17 protein-coding genes and 3 pseudogenes are annotated in these 16774 nt (G+C 60.5%); 7 read left to right on the plus strand and 13 right to left on the minus strand.

Annotated features, from left to right (window positions below; all coding sequences use genetic code 11):
- Positions 1-21: 21 nt before the first annotated feature.
- The 3 genes and pseudogenes from ACTJKE_RS33015 to ACTJKE_RS33025 all read right to left on the minus strand — a co-directional run.
- Entirely contained in the window at positions 22-909 is an 888-nt protein-coding gene (locus ACTJKE_RS33015; RefSeq protein ID WP_058325160.1) for an NAD(P)-dependent oxidoreductase, read from the minus strand.
- Positions 910-1040: 131 nt separating this feature from the next.
- Positions 1041-1598 (minus strand): DNA-3-methyladenine glycosylase, encoded by a 558-nt coding sequence (locus ACTJKE_RS33020; protein WP_112948558.1) that lies wholly within the window; start codon positions 1596-1598, stop codon positions 1041-1043.
- A gap of 503 nt (positions 1599-2101) precedes the next feature.
- Positions 2102-2506, minus strand: a pseudogene (locus tag ACTJKE_RS33025) (hypothetical protein); the annotation flags it as partial.
- Positions 2507-2721: 215 nt separating this feature from the next.
- On the opposite strand from ACTJKE_RS33025, the gene ACTJKE_RS33030 reads away from it, so the two are divergent.
- The 3 genes and pseudogenes from ACTJKE_RS33030 to ACTJKE_RS33040 form a co-directional block, all read left to right on the plus strand.
- Positions 2722-3072 carry a hypothetical protein gene (locus tag ACTJKE_RS33030; RefSeq protein WP_082663398.1) on the plus strand — a complete coding sequence of 117 codons (351 nt, stop codon included), beginning with the start codon at positions 2722-2724 and terminating at the stop codon, positions 3070-3072.
- A gap of 824 nt (positions 3073-3896) precedes the next feature.
- A complete protein-coding gene (locus ACTJKE_RS33035; RefSeq protein WP_156436776.1) occupies positions 3897-4124 on the plus strand; it encodes a hypothetical protein in 228 nt (75 codons plus the stop codon).
- A gap of 83 nt (positions 4125-4207) precedes the next feature.
- A pseudogene (locus tag ACTJKE_RS33040) lies at positions 4208-4791 on the plus strand (DDE-type integrase/transposase/recombinase); the annotation flags it as partial.
- 223 nt (positions 4792-5014) lie between these two features.
- Here ACTJKE_RS33040 and ACTJKE_RS33045 read toward each other — a convergent pair.
- From ACTJKE_RS33045 to ACTJKE_RS33085, 9 genes and pseudogenes are all read right to left on the minus strand, one after another.
- Positions 5015-5341 (minus strand): NUDIX domain-containing protein, encoded by a 327-nt coding sequence (locus ACTJKE_RS33045; protein ID WP_082663400.1) that lies wholly within the window; start codon positions 5339-5341, stop codon positions 5015-5017.
- 517 nt (positions 5342-5858) lie between these two features.
- Positions 5859-6191: a GYD domain-containing protein gene (locus ACTJKE_RS33050; RefSeq protein ID WP_058325856.1), complete on the minus strand. Its 333-nt coding sequence runs from the start codon at positions 6189-6191 to the stop codon at positions 5859-5861.
- Between the two features lie 152 nt (positions 6192-6343).
- Positions 6344-6541 carry an ATP-binding protein gene (locus ACTJKE_RS33055; RefSeq protein ID WP_058325857.1) on the minus strand — a complete coding sequence of 66 codons (198 nt, stop codon included), beginning with the start codon at positions 6539-6541 and terminating at the stop codon, positions 6344-6346.
- Positions 6478-6972: a hypothetical protein gene (locus ACTJKE_RS33060; RefSeq protein WP_440693625.1), complete on the minus strand. Its 495-nt coding sequence runs from the start codon at positions 6970-6972 to the stop codon at positions 6478-6480. The genes ACTJKE_RS33055 and ACTJKE_RS33060 overlap by 64 nt, the downstream gene beginning before the upstream one ends.
- Positions 6973-6976: 4 nt before the next feature.
- A complete protein-coding gene (locus tag ACTJKE_RS33065; RefSeq protein ID WP_440693605.1) occupies positions 6977-7981 on the minus strand; it encodes an NADP-dependent oxidoreductase in 1005 nt (334 codons plus the stop codon).
- A 31-nt stretch (positions 7982-8012) separates the two neighbouring features.
- Positions 8013-8678, minus strand: a pseudogene (locus tag ACTJKE_RS33070) (alpha/beta fold hydrolase); the annotation flags it as partial.
- A complete protein-coding gene (locus tag ACTJKE_RS33075; RefSeq protein ID WP_440693607.1) occupies positions 8669-9730 on the minus strand; it encodes a LacI family DNA-binding transcriptional regulator in 1062 nt (353 codons plus the stop codon). The gene ACTJKE_RS33075 and the pseudogene ACTJKE_RS33070, both read right to left, overlap by 10 nt.
- The gene (locus ACTJKE_RS33080; RefSeq protein ID WP_058329906.1) at positions 9727-9951 is read right to left on the minus strand and encodes a tautomerase family protein; all 225 of its coding nucleotides are present in this window, start codon (positions 9949-9951) and stop codon (positions 9727-9729) included. The genes ACTJKE_RS33075 and ACTJKE_RS33080 overlap by 4 nt, the downstream gene beginning before the upstream one ends.
- 15 nt (positions 9952-9966) lie before the next feature.
- Positions 9967-10878, minus strand: a complete 912-nt coding sequence (locus tag ACTJKE_RS33085) for an SMP-30/gluconolactonase/LRE family protein (RefSeq protein ID WP_440693609.1) — start codon at positions 10876-10878, stop codon at positions 9967-9969.
- 350 nt (positions 10879-11228) lie between these two features.
- Here ACTJKE_RS33085 and ACTJKE_RS33090 point away from each other — a divergent pair, with 350 nt between their 5' ends.
- The 4 genes from ACTJKE_RS33090 (at position 11229) to ACTJKE_RS33105 (ending at position 15924) form a co-directional block, all read left to right on the plus strand.
- Positions 11229-12353, plus strand: a complete 1125-nt coding sequence (locus tag ACTJKE_RS33090; RefSeq protein WP_058329907.1) for a sugar ABC transporter substrate-binding protein — start codon at positions 11229-11231, stop codon at positions 12351-12353.
- Positions 12354-12422: 69 nt separating this feature from the next.
- Positions 12423-13964 (plus strand): sugar ABC transporter ATP-binding protein, encoded by a 1542-nt coding sequence (locus ACTJKE_RS33095; RefSeq protein WP_058329904.1) that lies wholly within the window; start codon positions 12423-12425, stop codon positions 13962-13964.
- The gene (locus ACTJKE_RS33100) at positions 13961-14941 is read left to right on the plus strand and encodes an ABC transporter permease (protein WP_058329903.1); all 981 of its coding nucleotides are present in this window, start codon (positions 13961-13963) and stop codon (positions 14939-14941) included. Before ACTJKE_RS33095 ends, ACTJKE_RS33100 begins: the two co-directional genes overlap by 4 nt.
- 11 nt (positions 14942-14952) lie before the next feature.
- Positions 14953-15924: an ABC transporter permease gene (locus ACTJKE_RS33105; RefSeq protein ID WP_440693611.1), complete on the plus strand. Its 972-nt coding sequence runs from the start codon at positions 14953-14955 to the stop codon at positions 15922-15924.
- A 471-nt stretch (positions 15925-16395) separates the two neighbouring features.
- On the opposite strand, the gene ACTJKE_RS33110 is transcribed toward ACTJKE_RS33105, so the two are convergent.
- A complete protein-coding gene (locus tag ACTJKE_RS33110) occupies positions 16396-16749 on the minus strand; it encodes an HU family DNA-binding protein (RefSeq protein WP_440693623.1) in 354 nt (117 codons plus the stop codon).
- Positions 16750-16774 lie beyond the last annotated feature (25 nt).

Consider the following 16774-nt stretch of genomic DNA (forward strand, 5'->3'; position numbering starts at 1 on the left):
CGCGCCGTTAACAGCCGCCTCTCACTTGATGCCGTTCGCCTCGGCGACGAAATCCGACAGCATCGGCACGTATTCCTCGCCGCGACCAGCTGCGACCGCCTGGGCGAAGGAATTCCTGACTGCGGCCCCGATCGGGTTCGCGACGCCGCTCGCATTGGCGAAGCCGGCGAGATAGCTCATGTCCTTGAAGCCGTTGCGGATTGCGAACTTGTGGGCGTTCGGGTCACGCTCCAGCACCCAGCGGAAGAACGTCTGATAGAAGGGGCAATCCATGCGGCCCCCTCGGATGACGCTGTCGAAGACTTCCGGGGTGAGCCCCGCCTTGCGTCCGAGCATCAGCGCCTCGGAATAGAGCGCCGCATAGCCCATCGAGAGAAAGTTGTTGAGCAGCTTCATCGTGTGACCGGTGCCGGTTGGGCCTGTGTGGACGATTCTGCCGGCGAAGCATTCGAGCACGGGCCAGACACGGCGCACGTCCTCGTCCGCGCCGCCGACCATCACATCGAGCGTACCGGCGGCGGCGTCCGCCGGGGTACGGCTGAGCGGCGCATCGATGAGGGTAATAGCCTTGCCGGCGAGGTTCGCAGCGAGTTTTGTGGTGACGGAGGGATCGGAGGTCGAACAATCGACGATGGTGAGCGGCTTGCCGGCGGAAGCGATGCCGTCCGGGCCTTCAATCACCGAGAGGACTTCCGGCGAGCCGGTTACGCAAAGGATGATGATGTCGCAACGCTCGGCCATATCGCGCGGTGTTGCTGCCTCCGTCGCGCCCTCGGCGACCAGCGCGTCGACCGGCGCGCGATTGCGATGCGCCATCACGCAAAGCGGCGAGCCCTTCTTCAGGATATTCGCCGCCATGCCCTGACCCATCAGCCCGAGCCCGATGAAGCCCACATTTGATTTCGTCATTTGGTCGCCTCCACTGATTGGCTATCGAGATCACGATGATTCTGGGTCGGGGCCCGAGAGTCATTGAACGCGATCGATTCCGACAAGTCGAGCCTCGGGATTAGGCTAAAAACGGCGCAGGCGTTTCCGCGCTAGAATTTACGGCTGACGAAGGGCGAGTTGGCGAGCCCGAAACGCCACGGGTGTTCCACCGCCTTCGTAACTCCCACACGGATACCGCTGGAGATCGGCGGACGCTGAGCCGGTAGGTGGAGGTGAAACGGCTCCTGCCAAAGCGGCAGGCCATCCTGCGCTCTATTGATCGCCAGCGCCTGGCCGAGGCGTCCCGGCCCGGAGCACAAGAGCCTGTCCTTACGAACACCCCTCCGCGCTTGCATCGCCTCGATGCCCCACTTCGGCTCGATCGCGCGGATCAAGACGGCGCTGCCGGGCAAGCAAACGAAGTTGAGACACCAATGGAGGCCATAGGAGAGATAAACATAGGTGTGCGCCGGCGGACCGAACATCGCTCGATTTCGGTCGGTGGCGCCGGCGAAGCTGTGCGACGCGGCGTCATCGGGCAGATATGCCTCGGTCTCGACAATAATTCCGCCGACGCCGGACACCGCGAATTCGGCGCCGATCAGGTCCGCCGCCACCTCGACGGCGGGGCGCGCGAAAAACCTGGCATCCCAACTCAATCGATGCACCGCAGGGTCGTAGCCTCCATCTTTGCATGATGGTCTACTGGATGATTCCTTGGATAGGAATCGATTTAAAGGATCAGGCGGCAATTCACAGTGCCACGTCACCACGCTGTCGATCGGCGGAATTCACCTCCGCACGCAACACGTGCTTCCGGTGCTGCTCGCGGCCAGAGGGTGGGCCTCAGCCTCTTCCCTTTGCCAGCGGCAGTGGGATTCGTAGCGACGCCACCGCATCTTTTGGTGCGCCCACGACTCCGCCGCATTCCCCTTCATGCATCATTAGGTGCGGATGCAACGTGAAGAGGCCGTCACCCGACGCCCGTCAAGGCAGCCCGATACTGTAAGCACCGGGCTCTCGCAAACCACGCCTTCTCCGGGATCGTCTCGATCCAGTTGTTCTCCAGCCCTCGGGCGCCTTGGGCCCGACATAGAGATCGACACTGCCGTCCTCGTTCTTCTTCAGGTTCTGCGCGGCGGAGGCAAACCGGGCGATCATGCGAAGTACCGACGGTCGATGTTTCTCGAAATGGCAACCGGAAGCCCAGTTCGGCTTGGCCATTCAACAGGGCCTCGATGCTTTCCGTGCCCAACTTCGCGGTCGATCCGCATGCACAGCTGCACCACCGCGGCACACGCACTTGGCAAGATCCAAAGAGCGAATTGATCGTACGGTACTTACTATCATGCACCGAGCGACGGCGGTTGCAGTCTTGGCGCTTCCGATCTCGGCTTGATCCGTCTGAAACTGCGTCAGTTCCTTGGCTTCTTCGAAGGAGAGGCCAAAATCGTTGAGACCGGGTCCCATCGAGAGACCGGCCGACGTTGGCAATTTTGCAACGCTGCGACACGCCGTCAATGCCAACAAGCTCGACCGAGATAAGTGCGACGCCCGCGGATGCCCGTTCAGAAATGACACCTGCTTAACCGAAATTCACCTCCCATTTTCCCGCTCCCATGCGCTCAGTCCCTTGTTTGCCACGGCGTCGGCATTGCGGAAAAGTTGCGAGCTCCGGCAACCTACTACCGGGAGCCTATGGAACAGGGGAAACATTGCGCGCATCATTGCCAGCGATTGCATGGAGGCTGGCCCGCGCTTCGCCTGCCTCCCCATGCGAAGGAGGACCGCATGTCTTCCAGAAATCCAGATCAATATCTAGACTCCGAAGACATCAGTCTTTTGGTGGAAATACTAAAAGCCGCTGGTTATTCCGAAGCAAAAGAGAAAGATGAACGCGGCGAAAAGCTTGCTGCGGCGCGATTCCTGACGGATCCTATTCAGAGGGGCGTCCTGACCAAGGCGCAACTGACCGCCGCTCTTCGTAAGCGAGGCGACGCGCCAGGCGGACAAAGTCAGACTCCTACCCAAACCAAAACGGAAGCCATCAATCGGTGGGAGAATGAAGGTGGCGCAATCGCACGTTCACCTTTTGAGCATTCCTCGAAGCCCGATATGGCGCGCACCCCGCTTCTTTCATAGGAGGTGTCAGTGCATATACCGCCCAAACTCGCGATCCAACATCTTGGTCCCCACGATCTTGCTTTGATACGAAGGGTCTTCGAAACGGCCCGCGCCAAGGCTCGCATTCCACGTCTCAGTAGACACGCCGACCGACTAGCAAGCTTCATCGCCGATGAGTATCGGTTTGGGAACACGGATGAAGCCTCCCTTCTCGAATGCGCTCTGTGGTTCGGTACCGCCCGCATTCCATCAGCACTAGGGGAAGCTTCGATCGCCGACACCCAAGTTGCAGCGACACGATATGGCAGGGATCGGGCAGGCCTTCGGAAAACCGGCGTGCCCAAAAGCCAAGGCTAGATACGCTCTCGAACATGCGCCACCGCCCCACCCAACTAGCGGCCGGATTGGCGATACGGCCGCCTAGGACGCTGTGATCGAGCTTTACCACGCAGGTGAAGAGCATGTTCAAAGTCTTTATAGCGAGAGCGAACATCGAGAAGTTCAATGAACTGATTTCGAAGGAGACCGATCCTGAGAAGAAAGCTTTATTCAAGGAATTGTTGACACGGGAAGAAGACAAATAAGCTGCAGCCCTTATTGCAATTTCGCAAACCGGGACTGCTGATGAGGCCTAAGCTACCTGCTCTGGAGATCCGGGCGCGCTCCTGTGCATACGTTAGAACAGTGTCTGCATCCTGTGTGCTTCCTGAGCGAGGCAACTAGCGCTATCCTTAGGCTTTCGCTTCACTAGAGAGGTGTCGCCGATGAACCGTTGTCAGCCGAAAAAAACTACCTATCGGGCTCGCTCGTATCTTCGTGCAAGTGGAGTCCCTCGGTATCTCATGTCTGATGGTCGCTGGCCGTTGTGGCACTGGACCAAGGATGCTGAACGGCAAGAAGAGTTTCGAAATTACGGAGAGCTGATTGACGCCATCGCTAAAGCTGGCGGTCCAGACGAAAATAACCGCAGGGTTATCATCGAGACGGACACTCATGAGGAGCAAGAGTTTAGCGCCTCTGATCACGCTCGCTGGCAACGTGAGCGTGCCGGAACTGCGCCGTCCGAGTAAATGCACCGTACTTAGCTTTACCAGCAACAAGATTGCCCCGCGGCAACAGCCTGCGACGTATGGGAATGGCATTTTGCACCGGTCGACAAGTAGGACGCCCGCCACTCCCGGATCGGGAGCTGGTGGAAGATATCAAGGCCGTCATCGCCGACATGCCCACCTACGGCTATCGCCGGGTCCATGCCATCCTGCGCATGCCCGAAAACAGTGCCAAGCGCGTCTACCGGGTCATGAAGCTGCACAATTTACTGCTCGTGCGACAACCGGAGCCGTCGATGATCGTCTTCACGACGGCCAGGTCGCCGTCTCCCGCTCGAACACCAGATGGTGCTCCGATGGTTTCGAGATCGGCTGTGACAACAAGGAGAAGGTCCGTGTTGCCTTCGCTCTCGATTGCTGCGGTCGGGAGGCAATCGCCTATATCGCCACCACGGAAGGCATCAAGAGCCAGGATGTGCAGGACCTCGTGATCACGGCTGTCGAGAACCGCTTTGGCCGCATCAACATGTTGCCGCAGCCTATCGAATGGCTCACCGACAACGGCTCCTGCTTCATCGCCAAGGACACCAAATCCTTGCTCTGCGACATCGGCATGGAGCCGTGCTCGACGCCGGTGCGCAGCCCGCAGTCGAACGGGATGGCGGAGGCCTTTGTCAAAACATTTCGATCGTCGCGAGCGCATGATCTGCGCCTCCGGGTACGGTGACGGGGGGGAGAGTCTGCATTGGCGGCAAGGAAGAGGGCTGCCATGTTGGCAGGACGCCGACGTCTAGGGTGAGAAGATTGCATAATGGATCGACTGGAAATGATGCGGGCGCGCCTGAAGTTCCCGAGACCAGTCATCCCAATATGCGGACAAGGAGCTTCCGAAGTCCGGGCTGCCCCACTTCCTACGCCGCAATTGAAGCCGGCACCCAACGGTTCGAGCGGACACTCCTTTCCGGGTAATCAGAAGCGATCGAGCGCACGGCAATCAGGTGTACGCGAACCCGATGGACTAGAGCGCTGCTATCCTTGTAGTACGTAAGTCCACCCACTGAGTGTTCTGTGGGAACTCCAACGACGCCCGCCTCTTCAAATGCTTCACGAGCAGCTGCGTCCTTGGTCGTTTCTCCGGTTTCCAAGTGCCCCTTTGGGATGCCCCAGCACCCGGTGCTCTTCCCCGAAATCAGCAGCACATCATATCCATCGGCTCCACGCGCCCTGCGATAGCAGATGGCGTCGGCTTGAAATTGCGGTTGGCGCGGGACGCAGGGATTTTACGCCGGTTGGCAGGCGGGACACGAGTATCGTTTGCATCGTCGGTTCCTCGTTGAGGCGAACGGGAAACAGATTAAGGCTCGGCTTTGCGCGATCAGTTTTAGGACGGGACATCGCGGAACTCAACAGAAAGAGTCCCGAGATATGTCTGAACCGTCCCACAACTGGCCGCACCGCGAATGCCCCTCCGCTGGTCGACGATCGTCATGGGCAGGCTTTCGTTCACGGCTCGATTCTGCACATGAGCCGGATGGTTGGCGGTTATGCGAACCGGATAGCCGTTCTCGCCCGCGCCTTTGCCGCGACCTCCTCGCGATCACGAAGAAGATGCTCCCAGCGAAATGAGCAGGTCGCGGGCGCATGCCGCGATCGAACTGACCGTGCGCTCCATCGCGGCCGCATCGCGCGCCAACACATCGTTTCTGGCAGCGGAGGTTCGGTCCGCTGCCAGAGACGTTTCAACCAGTGGTCTGCTTATTTTGCCGGGGGCCTGTAGGAAGATGCGATTTTGCCCGCCTTCTCTTGCGCAGCCTTGAATTCCGCGCCCGTGTAGGCTCGCACGGTTTTGACATTCGAGACGGCTCCCGATGCGCCAACGACGAGAAGTGCGGGGACCAGGTCAGCGCCATCGTCGAATTCCGTGATGGCCATCCAATCGGTTTCGCCGGTCGTGACGTAGAAGGAATGCAGTTTTCCGCCCGCTGCTTCCATGATGTCACGGGCTGCCTTTTCTCGGTTCGATGGACTATCAATCATTCCCTTCGCTGACGTGGCTGTATAGCACCCTGTGGTTATGAACAGTGGCATAGTACATCCTCCCTCGATGATTGGGCAGATCGGGCGACCTACCGTACTCAATATCTCAAATAACTTGGTGTTAGACCAGCGTCGGACCGCGGAGCTCTGAATTGTGGCCGCCCCATCTTGGTGCTGCTCTTGGGCGCGTTGCCGTTCTGGGATTAGCCTACGGAAGCGCCCGAGCGTTGGGCCGGCCACTTGCACTCGATCGTGACCATCGACCAGTTCGGCGCCGGGCGACCATGAGACAGCAGCACCTCATAAATCTTATCGTAACCGCTGCCTTCCCGCTCCATCAGCCTGAGATCGTGGAAAAGTCGAGCCAAATACTCGTTGCGGCGCACGGTGGTGTGCAGCACGTTCTGTGCGGTGACGCCGAGAAAAGCAACCCCGGATTCACGACCTCCAGTCGATCCGGGTGCAAGTTCAGGAATGTGTCGCTTCGTTGCGTATAGGGCCAGCGAACTAGGGCATTGACCAACAGTTCGCGCACCACCACTTCGTCAAACGCCGGCACATTCTGACGAGAGAGTCCGTCGGGCAGTTCGTAGGACTCTTTGAAATCAGGTACCTCCTGCCAAATCGCCTCGATAACCTCCATGGGATTCAGAAGGTGGTCATCCCAGACCAGCTTGTTCACCTTTTGCCCATGTTCGTCGTATTTGATGAACTGAACCACTGAGGCAGTTGTCAACTGCGCTCGTCGTTTTGTTGTCTCACACAAATATGCCGAGATTGGTGAGAAGAGGCCCCTGCGCCACAGCGAAATCCCATAACCGGCAGCAGGCATAGACCTAGCTCTTGAAGGTGACCACGACCTTTCCCTTGGCGCGTCCGGTCTCGACATAGGCCAAGGCCTCCGCCGTTTGAGCAAAGGGAAACACCTCGTCCACGACCGAACGGATCACACCGGAGTCGATCAGCTTGGCGATCTGGGCCAACTGCTGTCCTTCTGCCCGCATGAACAGGAAGGAATACTCGACGCCTCGGCTTTTCGCCTTCTTCAGGACGCCCCGGCTCAGCATGCGCGTCACAAAGCGCAGGAACAGGCTCAGCCCCAGAGATCTAGCAAAGGGAACATCCGGAGGGCCGGAGATTGAGATCAGCTTTCCACCCGGTTTCAGCACGTTCAGCGATTTTGCCAGCGTCTTGGCATCCTGGCTGTTCAGCACCAGATCATAGCCGGACAGCACCTGTTCGAAATCCTGCGTCTTGTAGTCGATCACCACATCAGCGCCGAGGCTTTTGACCAGGTCAATATTCGCCGCACTGGTCGTGGTGGCCACAGTGGCGCCAAGATGCTTGGCAAGCTGAATGGCAAAGGTCCCAACCCCGCCGGAACCGGCCTGAATGAACACTTTCTGGCCGGGCTTGACCTTGCCCACCTCGACCAGCGCCTGCCAGGCGGTCAGTCCAACCAGCGGGATCGATGCGGCTTGCTCCATGGAAAGGCTCGCCGGTTTCAGCGCCACGTCGGCGGCATCAACCGCAATGAACTCTGCAAATGTGCCAGCCCGGTGATCGCGCGGACGGGCGTAAACCTCATCCCCCGCTTTGAATTGCCGCACATTCACGCCGACGCTTACAACCGTTCCCGCCAGATCGTGGCCTAGAACGAAGGGCGGACGATACGGCAGGAACAGCTTGAATTCGCCGTCCCGCACCTTAGAATCCAGAAGGTTGACCGCGGTGGCCTGAATACGCACCAGAACATCGTCCGCGCCCATCCGGGGATCGGGCATGTCGGCCAGACGCAACGCGCCCTTCTTCTTATATTTGTCGACGACGAAGGCTTTCACGGGCTTTCTCCAGTGTGAAACTTTTATCAGGTCAGGCAGCCAAAAAAGCCGAGGCTTTCGGTGCAAACTCAGCGTGGTATTGGAAGATCCCGCCGTGGCCAGCGTCTTCGTAGATCACCAATTCAGCATCTGGAATGCGCCGGGCCATGTCGCGACTGTTGAATGTGGGCACCATGATGTCATTATCGCCATTGGCCACAAGAACAGGAATACGGATCCGGCCCAGATCCTGCGACGCCTGGCGGCCCCAGGCCTGAATAGCGGAAAGCTGGCGCAGGAAGGCACGGGGTGTCGGACCTTTGCCGCGATCCAGCTTGCGCTCTTTCAGACGCGCCAAAAAGTCATTGGCTGCGCGGCGACCATTGGGGGTCGAGGTGAAGAACAGATAGGTTTTCGGGTCGCGCAGCGTCAGCATGCCCTTGATGATCAGTGGCCAGGACACTGCCCCCACCCTTGCAATTCCGGCTCCACCGGCCGGGCCAGTGCCGGTCAAGATCAGCTTGCGTACCCGACCGGGGGCTTTCAGTGCGATATCCTGTGCGACGAAGCCGCCCAGCAAAAAGCCCATCAGCTCAACCGTGCCAAATCCCAGCTTGCCGATCATGTCCATCGCGTCGCGGGCCATTTCATCTATGGTCACCGGAGCCGATCCGCTGGAAAGGCCGATCCCCCGATAGTCTACCGCGATCACGTGATGTGCGGCGTACTTTCGCGAACCTGAAGCTCGAAGCCCAAGTCGACGATCGGCGATTCAATTGGCCGGCCGGCAAGTCGATCCAGCACCATCTGCACCGAGCGCCGGCCGATTTCATAGCGCGGCGTGCGTACGCTGGTGAGCGACGGATAGGCGACGTGCATCATGTCGAGATCGTTGAAGCCACAGATTGCCATGCTGCGCGGCACGGCGATGCCCGCCCGCTGGCATTCGAACAGCACGCCCATGGCAAGGTCATCATTGTTGCAGAAGACCGCGTCAAGATCGGCGACCTTGGCAAGCGCATCGGCCAGGAGCGGCCCGCCGAGCGATACGCGTGAAGGCGTCAGCGTGGTGGTTACCAGCTTGGGATCAAAGAGCTGAGCGGTCTCCAGAGCCGAGCGGTAACCGGCGAGGCGACGCTGCGAGCGAGGATCCATTCGCGCGCCGATGAAGCCTATACGGCGATATCCAGCCTCGATCAGATGGTTGGTCGCCGCCTTGCCGCCATCGAAGTGGGAGAACCCGACCAGCATATCGACCGGATCGTCGCCATACTCCATGATCTGCACGATAGGGCAATCCGCGCTCTCGAGCAGTTTGCGGGTCGTTTCGGTCTGGTCGATGCCGGACACGATCAGCGCCGATGGCCGCTGGCTCAAAAACATCCGGATCAGCCGTTCCTCTTCCCGGGGCGAATAGTGGGTGTTGCCCATCTGTATCTGCAACGGACCGTCGCCGAGCTCGTCATAGATGCCTCTCACCGTGTCGGCGAAGACGATGTTTGTCAGTGACGGCACGAGAACACCGATCACATCGGCTCGGGAGGAGGCGAGCGCGCGCGCATTGGGGTCGGGCGCATAGCCGAGCTGGACCACCGCCGTATCGATCCCCGCGCGCAGTTCGGCCGAAACCAGCGAGGGATCGCGTAGCGCGCGCGACACGGTAATCGCGGCGACCCCTGCCAGTTTTGCGACGTCGGCTATGGTCGGTCTCCCACTGCCGCGTCGGCTTGCCTTCCGGCTCTGGTCTTTGGAAGTGATGTCGTCCTTCACGTCGACTCCTTCTGGCTGCGCGAGCGCAGGGTCCCGACATCGGTGCGGCCGACATACCAGTTCCTTGCGTCCACCTCATCGAAGACGACGGAGATTTCGCGCTCGGACAATCCGGTTGCCTCGGCAATCGCCGCAGTGACCTGGCTGCTGATTGCCGCCCTCTTGGCCGCAGGATCGTCGGCGAGGGTCTCGCGCACGATGGTGATCCGCAAGAACGGCATGGCTGGCCTCCTGCCTCAGTCGAGTTTTGCGCCGTTGACCATCAGCCGAACGGCATAAAGCGAGCTGGTCGCGCAGATGTAGAGGATATTTCGCTTAGGCCCGCCGAACACGCAATTGGCGGTGTTTTCCGGTACTCTCACCTTGCCGAGCAAGGCGCCGTCCGGGTGGTAGCAATGGATGCCGTCGCGGGCGCTTGTCCAGATCCGCCCTTCGTCGTCCAGGCGGAACCCGTCAAAGAGGCCTACGGTGCAATCGGCAAAGACCCGCCCGCCCGATATCGCGCCCGACTCGTTCACATCGAAAACGCGCATATGCGCAGGAAGGTCGGGCCCATGCGTCCGGCCGGTGTCGACGACGTAGAGCTTTTTTTCGTCAAGCGAAAAGGCGAGGCCATTCGGCCGCACCATGTCAGTAATGACGGCCGCAACTGCGCCCGTCGCCGGGTCGACACGATAGACGTGGCAGGCGCCGATTTCGCTTTCGGCCTTGTGGCCCTCGTAATCGGACTCGATGCCGTAGGCGGGATCGGTGAACCAGATCGACCCGTCTGATCGCACGACGACGTCGTTCGGCGAGTTGAGCCGCTTGCCGTTCCAGCGATCGGCGACGGTGGTGATGCTCCCGTCATGTTCGGTGCGGCTGACACGGCGGCCACCGTGCTCACAGGTCACCAGACGGCCATGCCGGTCGGTCGTATTGCCGTTCGCGAAGTTCGACGGTTGGCGAAAGATGCTCACATGCCCGTCGGTTTCGTCATAACGCAGCATCCGGTCATTGGGGATATCCGACCAGACGAGATAGCGCCCGGCGGCGAAATAGGCCGGCCCTTCGGCCCAGCGACACCCCGTATAGAGCTGTTCCACTCGGGCGCTGTGGTTGACCAGGCTGGCAAAGCGCTGGTCTACGATCTGGAAATCCTCGGCCATGGGTACCCTCATGCGGCAACGATCGCACTCTGACCGCTGATCGCATGATAGCGCTATCATCACGGAAGGGAATAGCCTTCCTGCATCGGTGTCGACGTCGCCGAATTTCACTTGAAAATTGGGGATTTCGGATCTCGGTAATCCGCAAATGTTACTTTACAATTTTTTGTGGTAGCGCTACCTAATTAAGAGACAGGGGTGCTTTCGGGAGGAGACCAGAGCGCCTCGTCAATGGTGAAAGCAGGCATCCAGCGTGCCGGTGCCAGAGAAGTTCGTGCCGTTCCGGGGGAAGGAGTTCCCTCTCGAACCGGAGAACAAAATCAGTGGCGCGCCAATGGGAGGAAATGTCGATGATGAAGTCACTCGCTGGCGGCATCGTTGCTGCCACTGCCTTTTTCATGTTGGGATCGGCCGCCTACGCGGAGCCGGAAGTGGTTTCAGGGCCCGCGGCGGAGCCGGAATGTTTCGCGCCCTGGTCGGCAGACACCAAATTCTTCAAGTTTCCGAAAAAGGAAGGCCCGTACCGCATCGCGCTTGCCAACGGCTACATCGCCAATACCTGGCGTATCCAGATGGTGCAGACGGCAAAGGCCTATGCCGCCCAGCCCGACGTCGCGGCGAAGCTGAAGGAGTTCAAGGTCGTTTCGACGGGTGAGGACGTGCCCGCCCAAATCTCGGCGATCAACAACTTCATCGATTCCGGCTATGACGCCATCGTCGTCAACGCCCAGAACCCGACGGCATTTGCGCCCGTCATCAAGCGGGCGAAGGAAGCCGGCGTGGTGCTGGTTGCCTTCGACAATATCCTCGACACCCAGGACGCGATCAACGTCAACGTCGACCAGAAGGGGCTCGGCCAATTGTGGGGCGAATGGCTCGTCAAACACCTGCCGAACGGCGGCAAGGTACTCGAGGTGCGCGGTGTGGCGGGCACTTCGGTCGACACCGATCGGCACAACGGCATCCATGAGAGACTCCAGGCGTCGGGCAAGAACTTCGAGGTCATCGAGGTCGTGGGCAAATGGGATGACGGGGTGGCCCAGAAGGTGACGGCGGATGCGATCGCCACCAGCGGTCCCTTCGACGGCATTACCGGCCAGGGCGGCGATACCGGCATTGTCCAGGCGATGATCGACGCCAAACATCCGTTCGTGCCGTTTGGCGGCGAAACCGAAAACGGGTTTCGCAAGTTCTGTGCAGCACATGCCGCAGACGGCCTGAAATGCTCGTCGGCCGGAACCGGACCCGCACAGGTGGCCGTTGCCATCAAGACGGCGATCGCCGCGCTCGAGGGACAGGTGGTGCCGCAGTCGGTCAAGTTGCCGTTGGCCATTGTCGAGGATCCGAATTTCAAGGAGGGCCAGGACTACTTCCAGTCCGAATCCGACAATTTCTTCGTCGGTAATTCCTTCCCTACCTGCGGGATCAATTTCTCCGCCCAGGAAATCATGAAGCAGAGCAAGGAAAACCAGTAGGTCGATCAGGAACGGGCGTTGCGCAGCTGTGCAGTGCCCGTCGTCCGTAACGGTTTCCCGGAGAGAGCAATGGAAAATGGCGGCCCGCTCTTTCGCATGGAGGGGATATCGAAGCGCTATGGTGGGGTTCGCGCGCTTGAAAATGCCGGACTGTCGGTCAGGGCTGGGGCCATCCACGCCGTTCTCGGCGAGAACGGTGCAGGAAAGTCGACGCTCATCAAGATCATGGCCGGCGTCGTGGCTGCGGACGAGGGCCAGATGACGCTCGACGGACAGCCGGTGAAATTCGCTTCGCCGGCTGCCGCCAACGCCGCCGGGATCGCCTGCGTCTTCCAGGAGTTGTCGTTGATCCCAGAACTCAGCGTTGCCGACAATATCGTCATTTCCAATCCGCCGACGCGGTTCGGCATGATCGACCGCAAGGCCCAGAGGCGCCTGGCAGAGGAGGCGCTGGCGCGCGCCGGTGCCGTCGACATCCATCCTCTGGCTCTGGTCAAGGATCTGCCGCTGTCGCGCAAGCAGATCGTCGAGATTGCCAAGGCGCTGGCCCGCAAGCCGCGCATCCTCATCCTCGACGAGGCGACATCGGCGCTGACTGCGGCCGACGTTTCGAAGGTTTTTGCAGTGCTGAAGCGATTGCGTGCGGAAGGGCTGGCGCTTGTCTACATCTCGCATCGAATGAACGAGATTGCGGAACTTGCGGACGACTGCACGGTGTTTCGCAACGGCAGCAAGGTCGCGAGCTACGCGGCGGGCTCCAAGAGTGACGACGAAGTCATCGAGATGATGATCGGCCGTGAGTATCACAGCGTCTACCCTCCTAAGCCGGACCGGCTTGCACAAACTGCGTCAGTGCTTGAAACCCGAAATCTGTCCTGGGCGGACCGGCTCCACGACATCTCGTTTTCGCTCCGCTCGGGCGAAATCGTCGGTCTTGGCGGGTTGGACGGGCAGGGGCAGCGTGATCTCCTTTTAGCGCTGTTCGGGGTCCTGCGCGGGCTGCGTGGCACGGTCCTAGTCGACGGCAGCCCGATCAGCATCAGCAGCCCCGCGCAGGCGCGCCGCCACGGTATCGGCATGGCGCTCATCCCGGAGGACCGTAAGACCGAGGGGCTGATGCTGTCGATGACGGTGCGCGACAATCTCTCGCTTGCGTCGCTCGACCGGCTGACGCGCGGCGGGATCATCGACAGCGCGAAAGAGGAGAGCGCCATCAATCAGATGATGACGCTGCTCGCCATCAAGGCGGGGAATATTGACGCGCCCGTCGGCGCCCTTTCGGGCGGCAACCAGCAGAAGGTCGTCATCGCGAAATGGCTGATGCGGCAGCCACGCATCGTCCTCCTCAACGATCCGACACGCGGCATTGACGTTGGAACCAAGCAGGAGATCTATCTGCTCTTGCGGCGTCTGGCTGACGCGGGCGCGGGCATCCTGTTCTATTCGACCGACTATGCCGAGCTCATCGGCTGCTGCGACCGGGTCCTCGTGCTTTATGACGGGGCGGTGAAGCGGGAACTGGTGGGAGCTGAGATAACGGAGCGCACCCTGATCGCGAGCGCGCTTAACATGCCGTCCGCGGAACCATTCCATCAGGAGCCCGCGCAATGAACGACTGGCAGTATCGACTGGCCGAGCACCGGGGCACGCTGACTGCGGTTGCGATCTTCGTGGTGATGTTCATCATCTACACGGCGAACCATCCGGCTGGTTTCACAGCCAACGTTATTCAAACGGCTGCCAACAAGGGGGTGCTGCTCGCCTTTGTCGCGATGGCCCAAACCATGGTGGTGATAACCGCGGGAATTGACCTCTCCGTCGGCATGATCTTCCTTCTCACCAACTGCCTGGCCTCATGGTTGGTCGTGGGCTCGCCGCTCGAAACGACCTTCGGCGTCGTTATCGTCCTGGTCGTCGGGGCTGTGTGCGGCGCGATCAATGGAGCCATCGTCATATATGGGCGGCTGCAGCCGATCGTGGCGACGATTGCGACGGGGGCAATCTATTTCGGTGTCGCCCTGTTGTTGCGACCTTTTCCGGGAGGTTCCGTTAACGAGGGTCTGGCGGACGCCCTGACGGGACGGATATTCGGAGTCGTCCCGGCGAGCCTCGCGGCACTCGCGGCGGTGGTTGTGCTGATATGGGTGCCCTTCAGCCGGTCGGTCTATGGCCGGGCGGCCTATGCCGTCGGTTCTTCCGAAACGGCGGCCTACATGTCCGGCATGCCGATCCGGCGCGGCAAGCTGCTTGCCTATACGCTTTCGGGCCTGGTGGCCGCCCTCGGCGGGCTGTTTCTCACTTTTTTCACGTATACCGGTGACGCGGCTTTCGCCAGCGGTAACGCCTACACGCTGTTCTCGATTGCCGCAGTGGTGCTGGGGGGCGTTTCGCTGTTTGGCGGCAAGGGCAGCGCCATCGGTGCCGTCTTTGGTGCGCTGGCGTTCCGCACGATCGGCGACCTTTTGTTCGTTTTCGATCTCGACCCGCTCTGGCAACCGCTGTTCCAGGGGCTGATCCTGCTTGCGGCCATCAGCCTCGGCGCTCTGGCCCTTTTCCGGGTGCGCAATAGATTGGAGTGGTTCCTGTGAGCGAGACGGCGATGACGCACGTATACGGACGCAAGCCGAACTTCCTGCGCAAACTCGATCCGGCGGTGGTCACCGCGTTCGGCTGCATCCTGCTGCTGCTTGTCCTTGGCAGCTTCTATTCGCGCAGCTTCCTGTCCCCGGAGTATCTCCTGCAGCAATTGAAGGTGGCATCCTTCCTCGGCATCATCGCCACCGGCATGATGCTTGTCATCCTGCTCGGGCAGATCGACCTTTCCGTACCGTGGACCGTTGCAACGGGCGCCATGATGGCCTGCGCGGCTGCCGCCTACGGTCCGGTCGGCACTGCTCTTGCCATCCCTTTCGGAATCCTTTGCGGGATCGGCATCGGGCTCGTCAACGGCGTCGGGGTGGCATATCTGCGCATACCCTCGATGATCGTGACGCTGGCGACGAATGCCGTCGCTCAAGGGGTGATGGTGGTCTACACAGGCGGGTTCTCGCCACAGGATTCCGCCACCGCGGCCATGCGCTATCTCTCCACCGGCGCCTTGATCCCCGGCATCCCGAATGTCGTCTTCATCTGGGGGCTGGTCGGCACGGCGATGGTCTTCCTGCTGCGCCGGATGGGCTTCGGGCGGGCCGTCTACGGCATAGGCAATCGCGAACGGGCGGCCTATCTTTCCGGGATCAATACCCGCCGCATCGTGATGATCGCCTTCGCCGCCTCGGGCGGGCTCTCGGCCTTCGGCGGCGTCCTGCTGGCAGGCTACGCTTCCAAGGCCTCGCAATCGATGGGCGATGCCTATCTGCTTCCTGCCATAGCGGCTGTTGTTCTTGGCGGAACCTCGATCCTGGGCGGCCGGGGATCCTATCTCGGCACTGTCGCCGGCGTCATCCTCGTCACACTCCTGCAGTCAATCCTCTCCGTCACGCAGATGCCAGAGGCCGGGCGCCAGATCATCTACGGCGTGATGATCATACTCATGCTCCTGCTCTATGGTCGTGCGCCAGCCAGCCGTTAAGCTTGCGGAGAACAGAGGAAGCGCCACACGCATCCATCTGGCTTCTCGCCAGGACGGCCGTCGATCCGGCAATGGGCTCGAAAGGCCAACCCGCGAGTTGGATGATACATGGGCCGTCAAAGCCTTTCGCCGGTCCTCACCTCGCTCTATTTCGGATCGTACGGACCTGCCGTCCACCAGGCGCTCGCGGCAGAAACGTCACGGAAGGATCTACCCTCGGCGACCTGTCCTCGTGGGGAATGTATCGTCGGGAACCGCGTGGGGCGGGCGTAAGCCACCGCGGGTCCCAGAGCGCTCAAGTGCCTCAGCCCGCCGGTTCTGCCGCAACCCGCAATCGTTGAAGGTCCGGGGCGGCCAGCTATCCACTGCGAAGTGGCGCGCAGCGCGGGAAGCATCGGTCTGACGTGTTGAGGCCGTAACGCCCTCAACAGTCTTCGGACCTTCCTCGTTCACCCGAACCTCCCACGCGCATCAGCCGTTCAGCGCGTCCTTGAGAGCTTTGGCCGGCGCGAAGGACAACTTCTTCGCAGCAGCAACCTTGATCGTCGCACCGGTTGCCGGATTGCGCGCCTCGCGCTCAGGCGTGTCCTTGACCTTGAACTTGCCAAAGCCCGGGATCGATGTTTCGGCGCCGGATGTGGCGGCAGCGGTGACGGCGGCGAAGACTGCCTCGACAACCGCCTTGCTCTGGACTTTGGTCAAGCCATGTTCGGTCGCGATCTTTTCTGCAATCTCATTGGTTGTTGTCATTGTTTTCCCCTCATGATGACGCGGGAATTCTCGCCCAACGGGATCCCTCTTGTCATCTGGCGTCTCAGCGAGCAGGGCCTAAATCCGGGCGATTTCCACA

The organism is Ensifer sp. 22521 (genome assembly GCF_052044795.1).
GTDB lineage: Bacteria > Pseudomonadota > Alphaproteobacteria > Rhizobiales > Rhizobiaceae > Ensifer.

Coding starts and splice junctions, on each gene's coding strand:
- ACTJKE_RS33015 (WP_058325160.1), bottom strand. CDS start 909: ATGACGAAATCAAATGTGGGCTTCATCGGGCTCGGGCTGATGGGTCAG.
- ACTJKE_RS33030 (WP_082663398.1), top strand. CDS start 2,722: ATGTCTTCCAGAAATCCAGATCAATATCTAGACTCCGAAGACATCAGT.
- ACTJKE_RS33035 (WP_156436776.1), top strand. CDS start 3,897: ATGTCTGATGGTCGCTGGCCGTTGTGGCACTGGACCAAGGATGCTGAA.
- ACTJKE_RS33050 (WP_058325856.1), bottom strand. CDS start 6,191: ATGCCACTGTTCATAACCACAGGGTGCTATACAGCCACGTCAGCGAAG.
- ACTJKE_RS33060 (WP_440693625.1), bottom strand. CDS start 6,972: ATGCCTGCTGCCGGTTATGGGATTTCGCTGTGGCGCAGGGGCCTCTTC.
- ACTJKE_RS33080 (WP_058329906.1), bottom strand. CDS start 9,951: ATGCCGTTCTTGCGGATCACCATCGTGCGCGAGACCCTCGCCGACGAT.
- ACTJKE_RS33085 (WP_440693609.1), bottom strand. CDS start 10,878: ATGGCCGAGGATTTCCAGATCGTAGACCAGCGCTTTGCCAGCCTGGTC.
- ACTJKE_RS33090 (WP_058329907.1), top strand. CDS start 11,229: ATGATGAAGTCACTCGCTGGCGGCATCGTTGCTGCCACTGCCTTTTTC.
- ACTJKE_RS33095 (WP_058329904.1), top strand. CDS start 12,423: ATGGAAAATGGCGGCCCGCTCTTTCGCATGGAGGGGATATCGAAGCGC.
- ACTJKE_RS33100 (WP_058329903.1), top strand. CDS start 13,961: ATGAACGACTGGCAGTATCGACTGGCCGAGCACCGGGGCACGCTGACT.
- ACTJKE_RS33105 (WP_440693611.1), top strand. CDS start 14,953: ATGACGCACGTATACGGACGCAAGCCGAACTTCCTGCGCAAACTCGAT.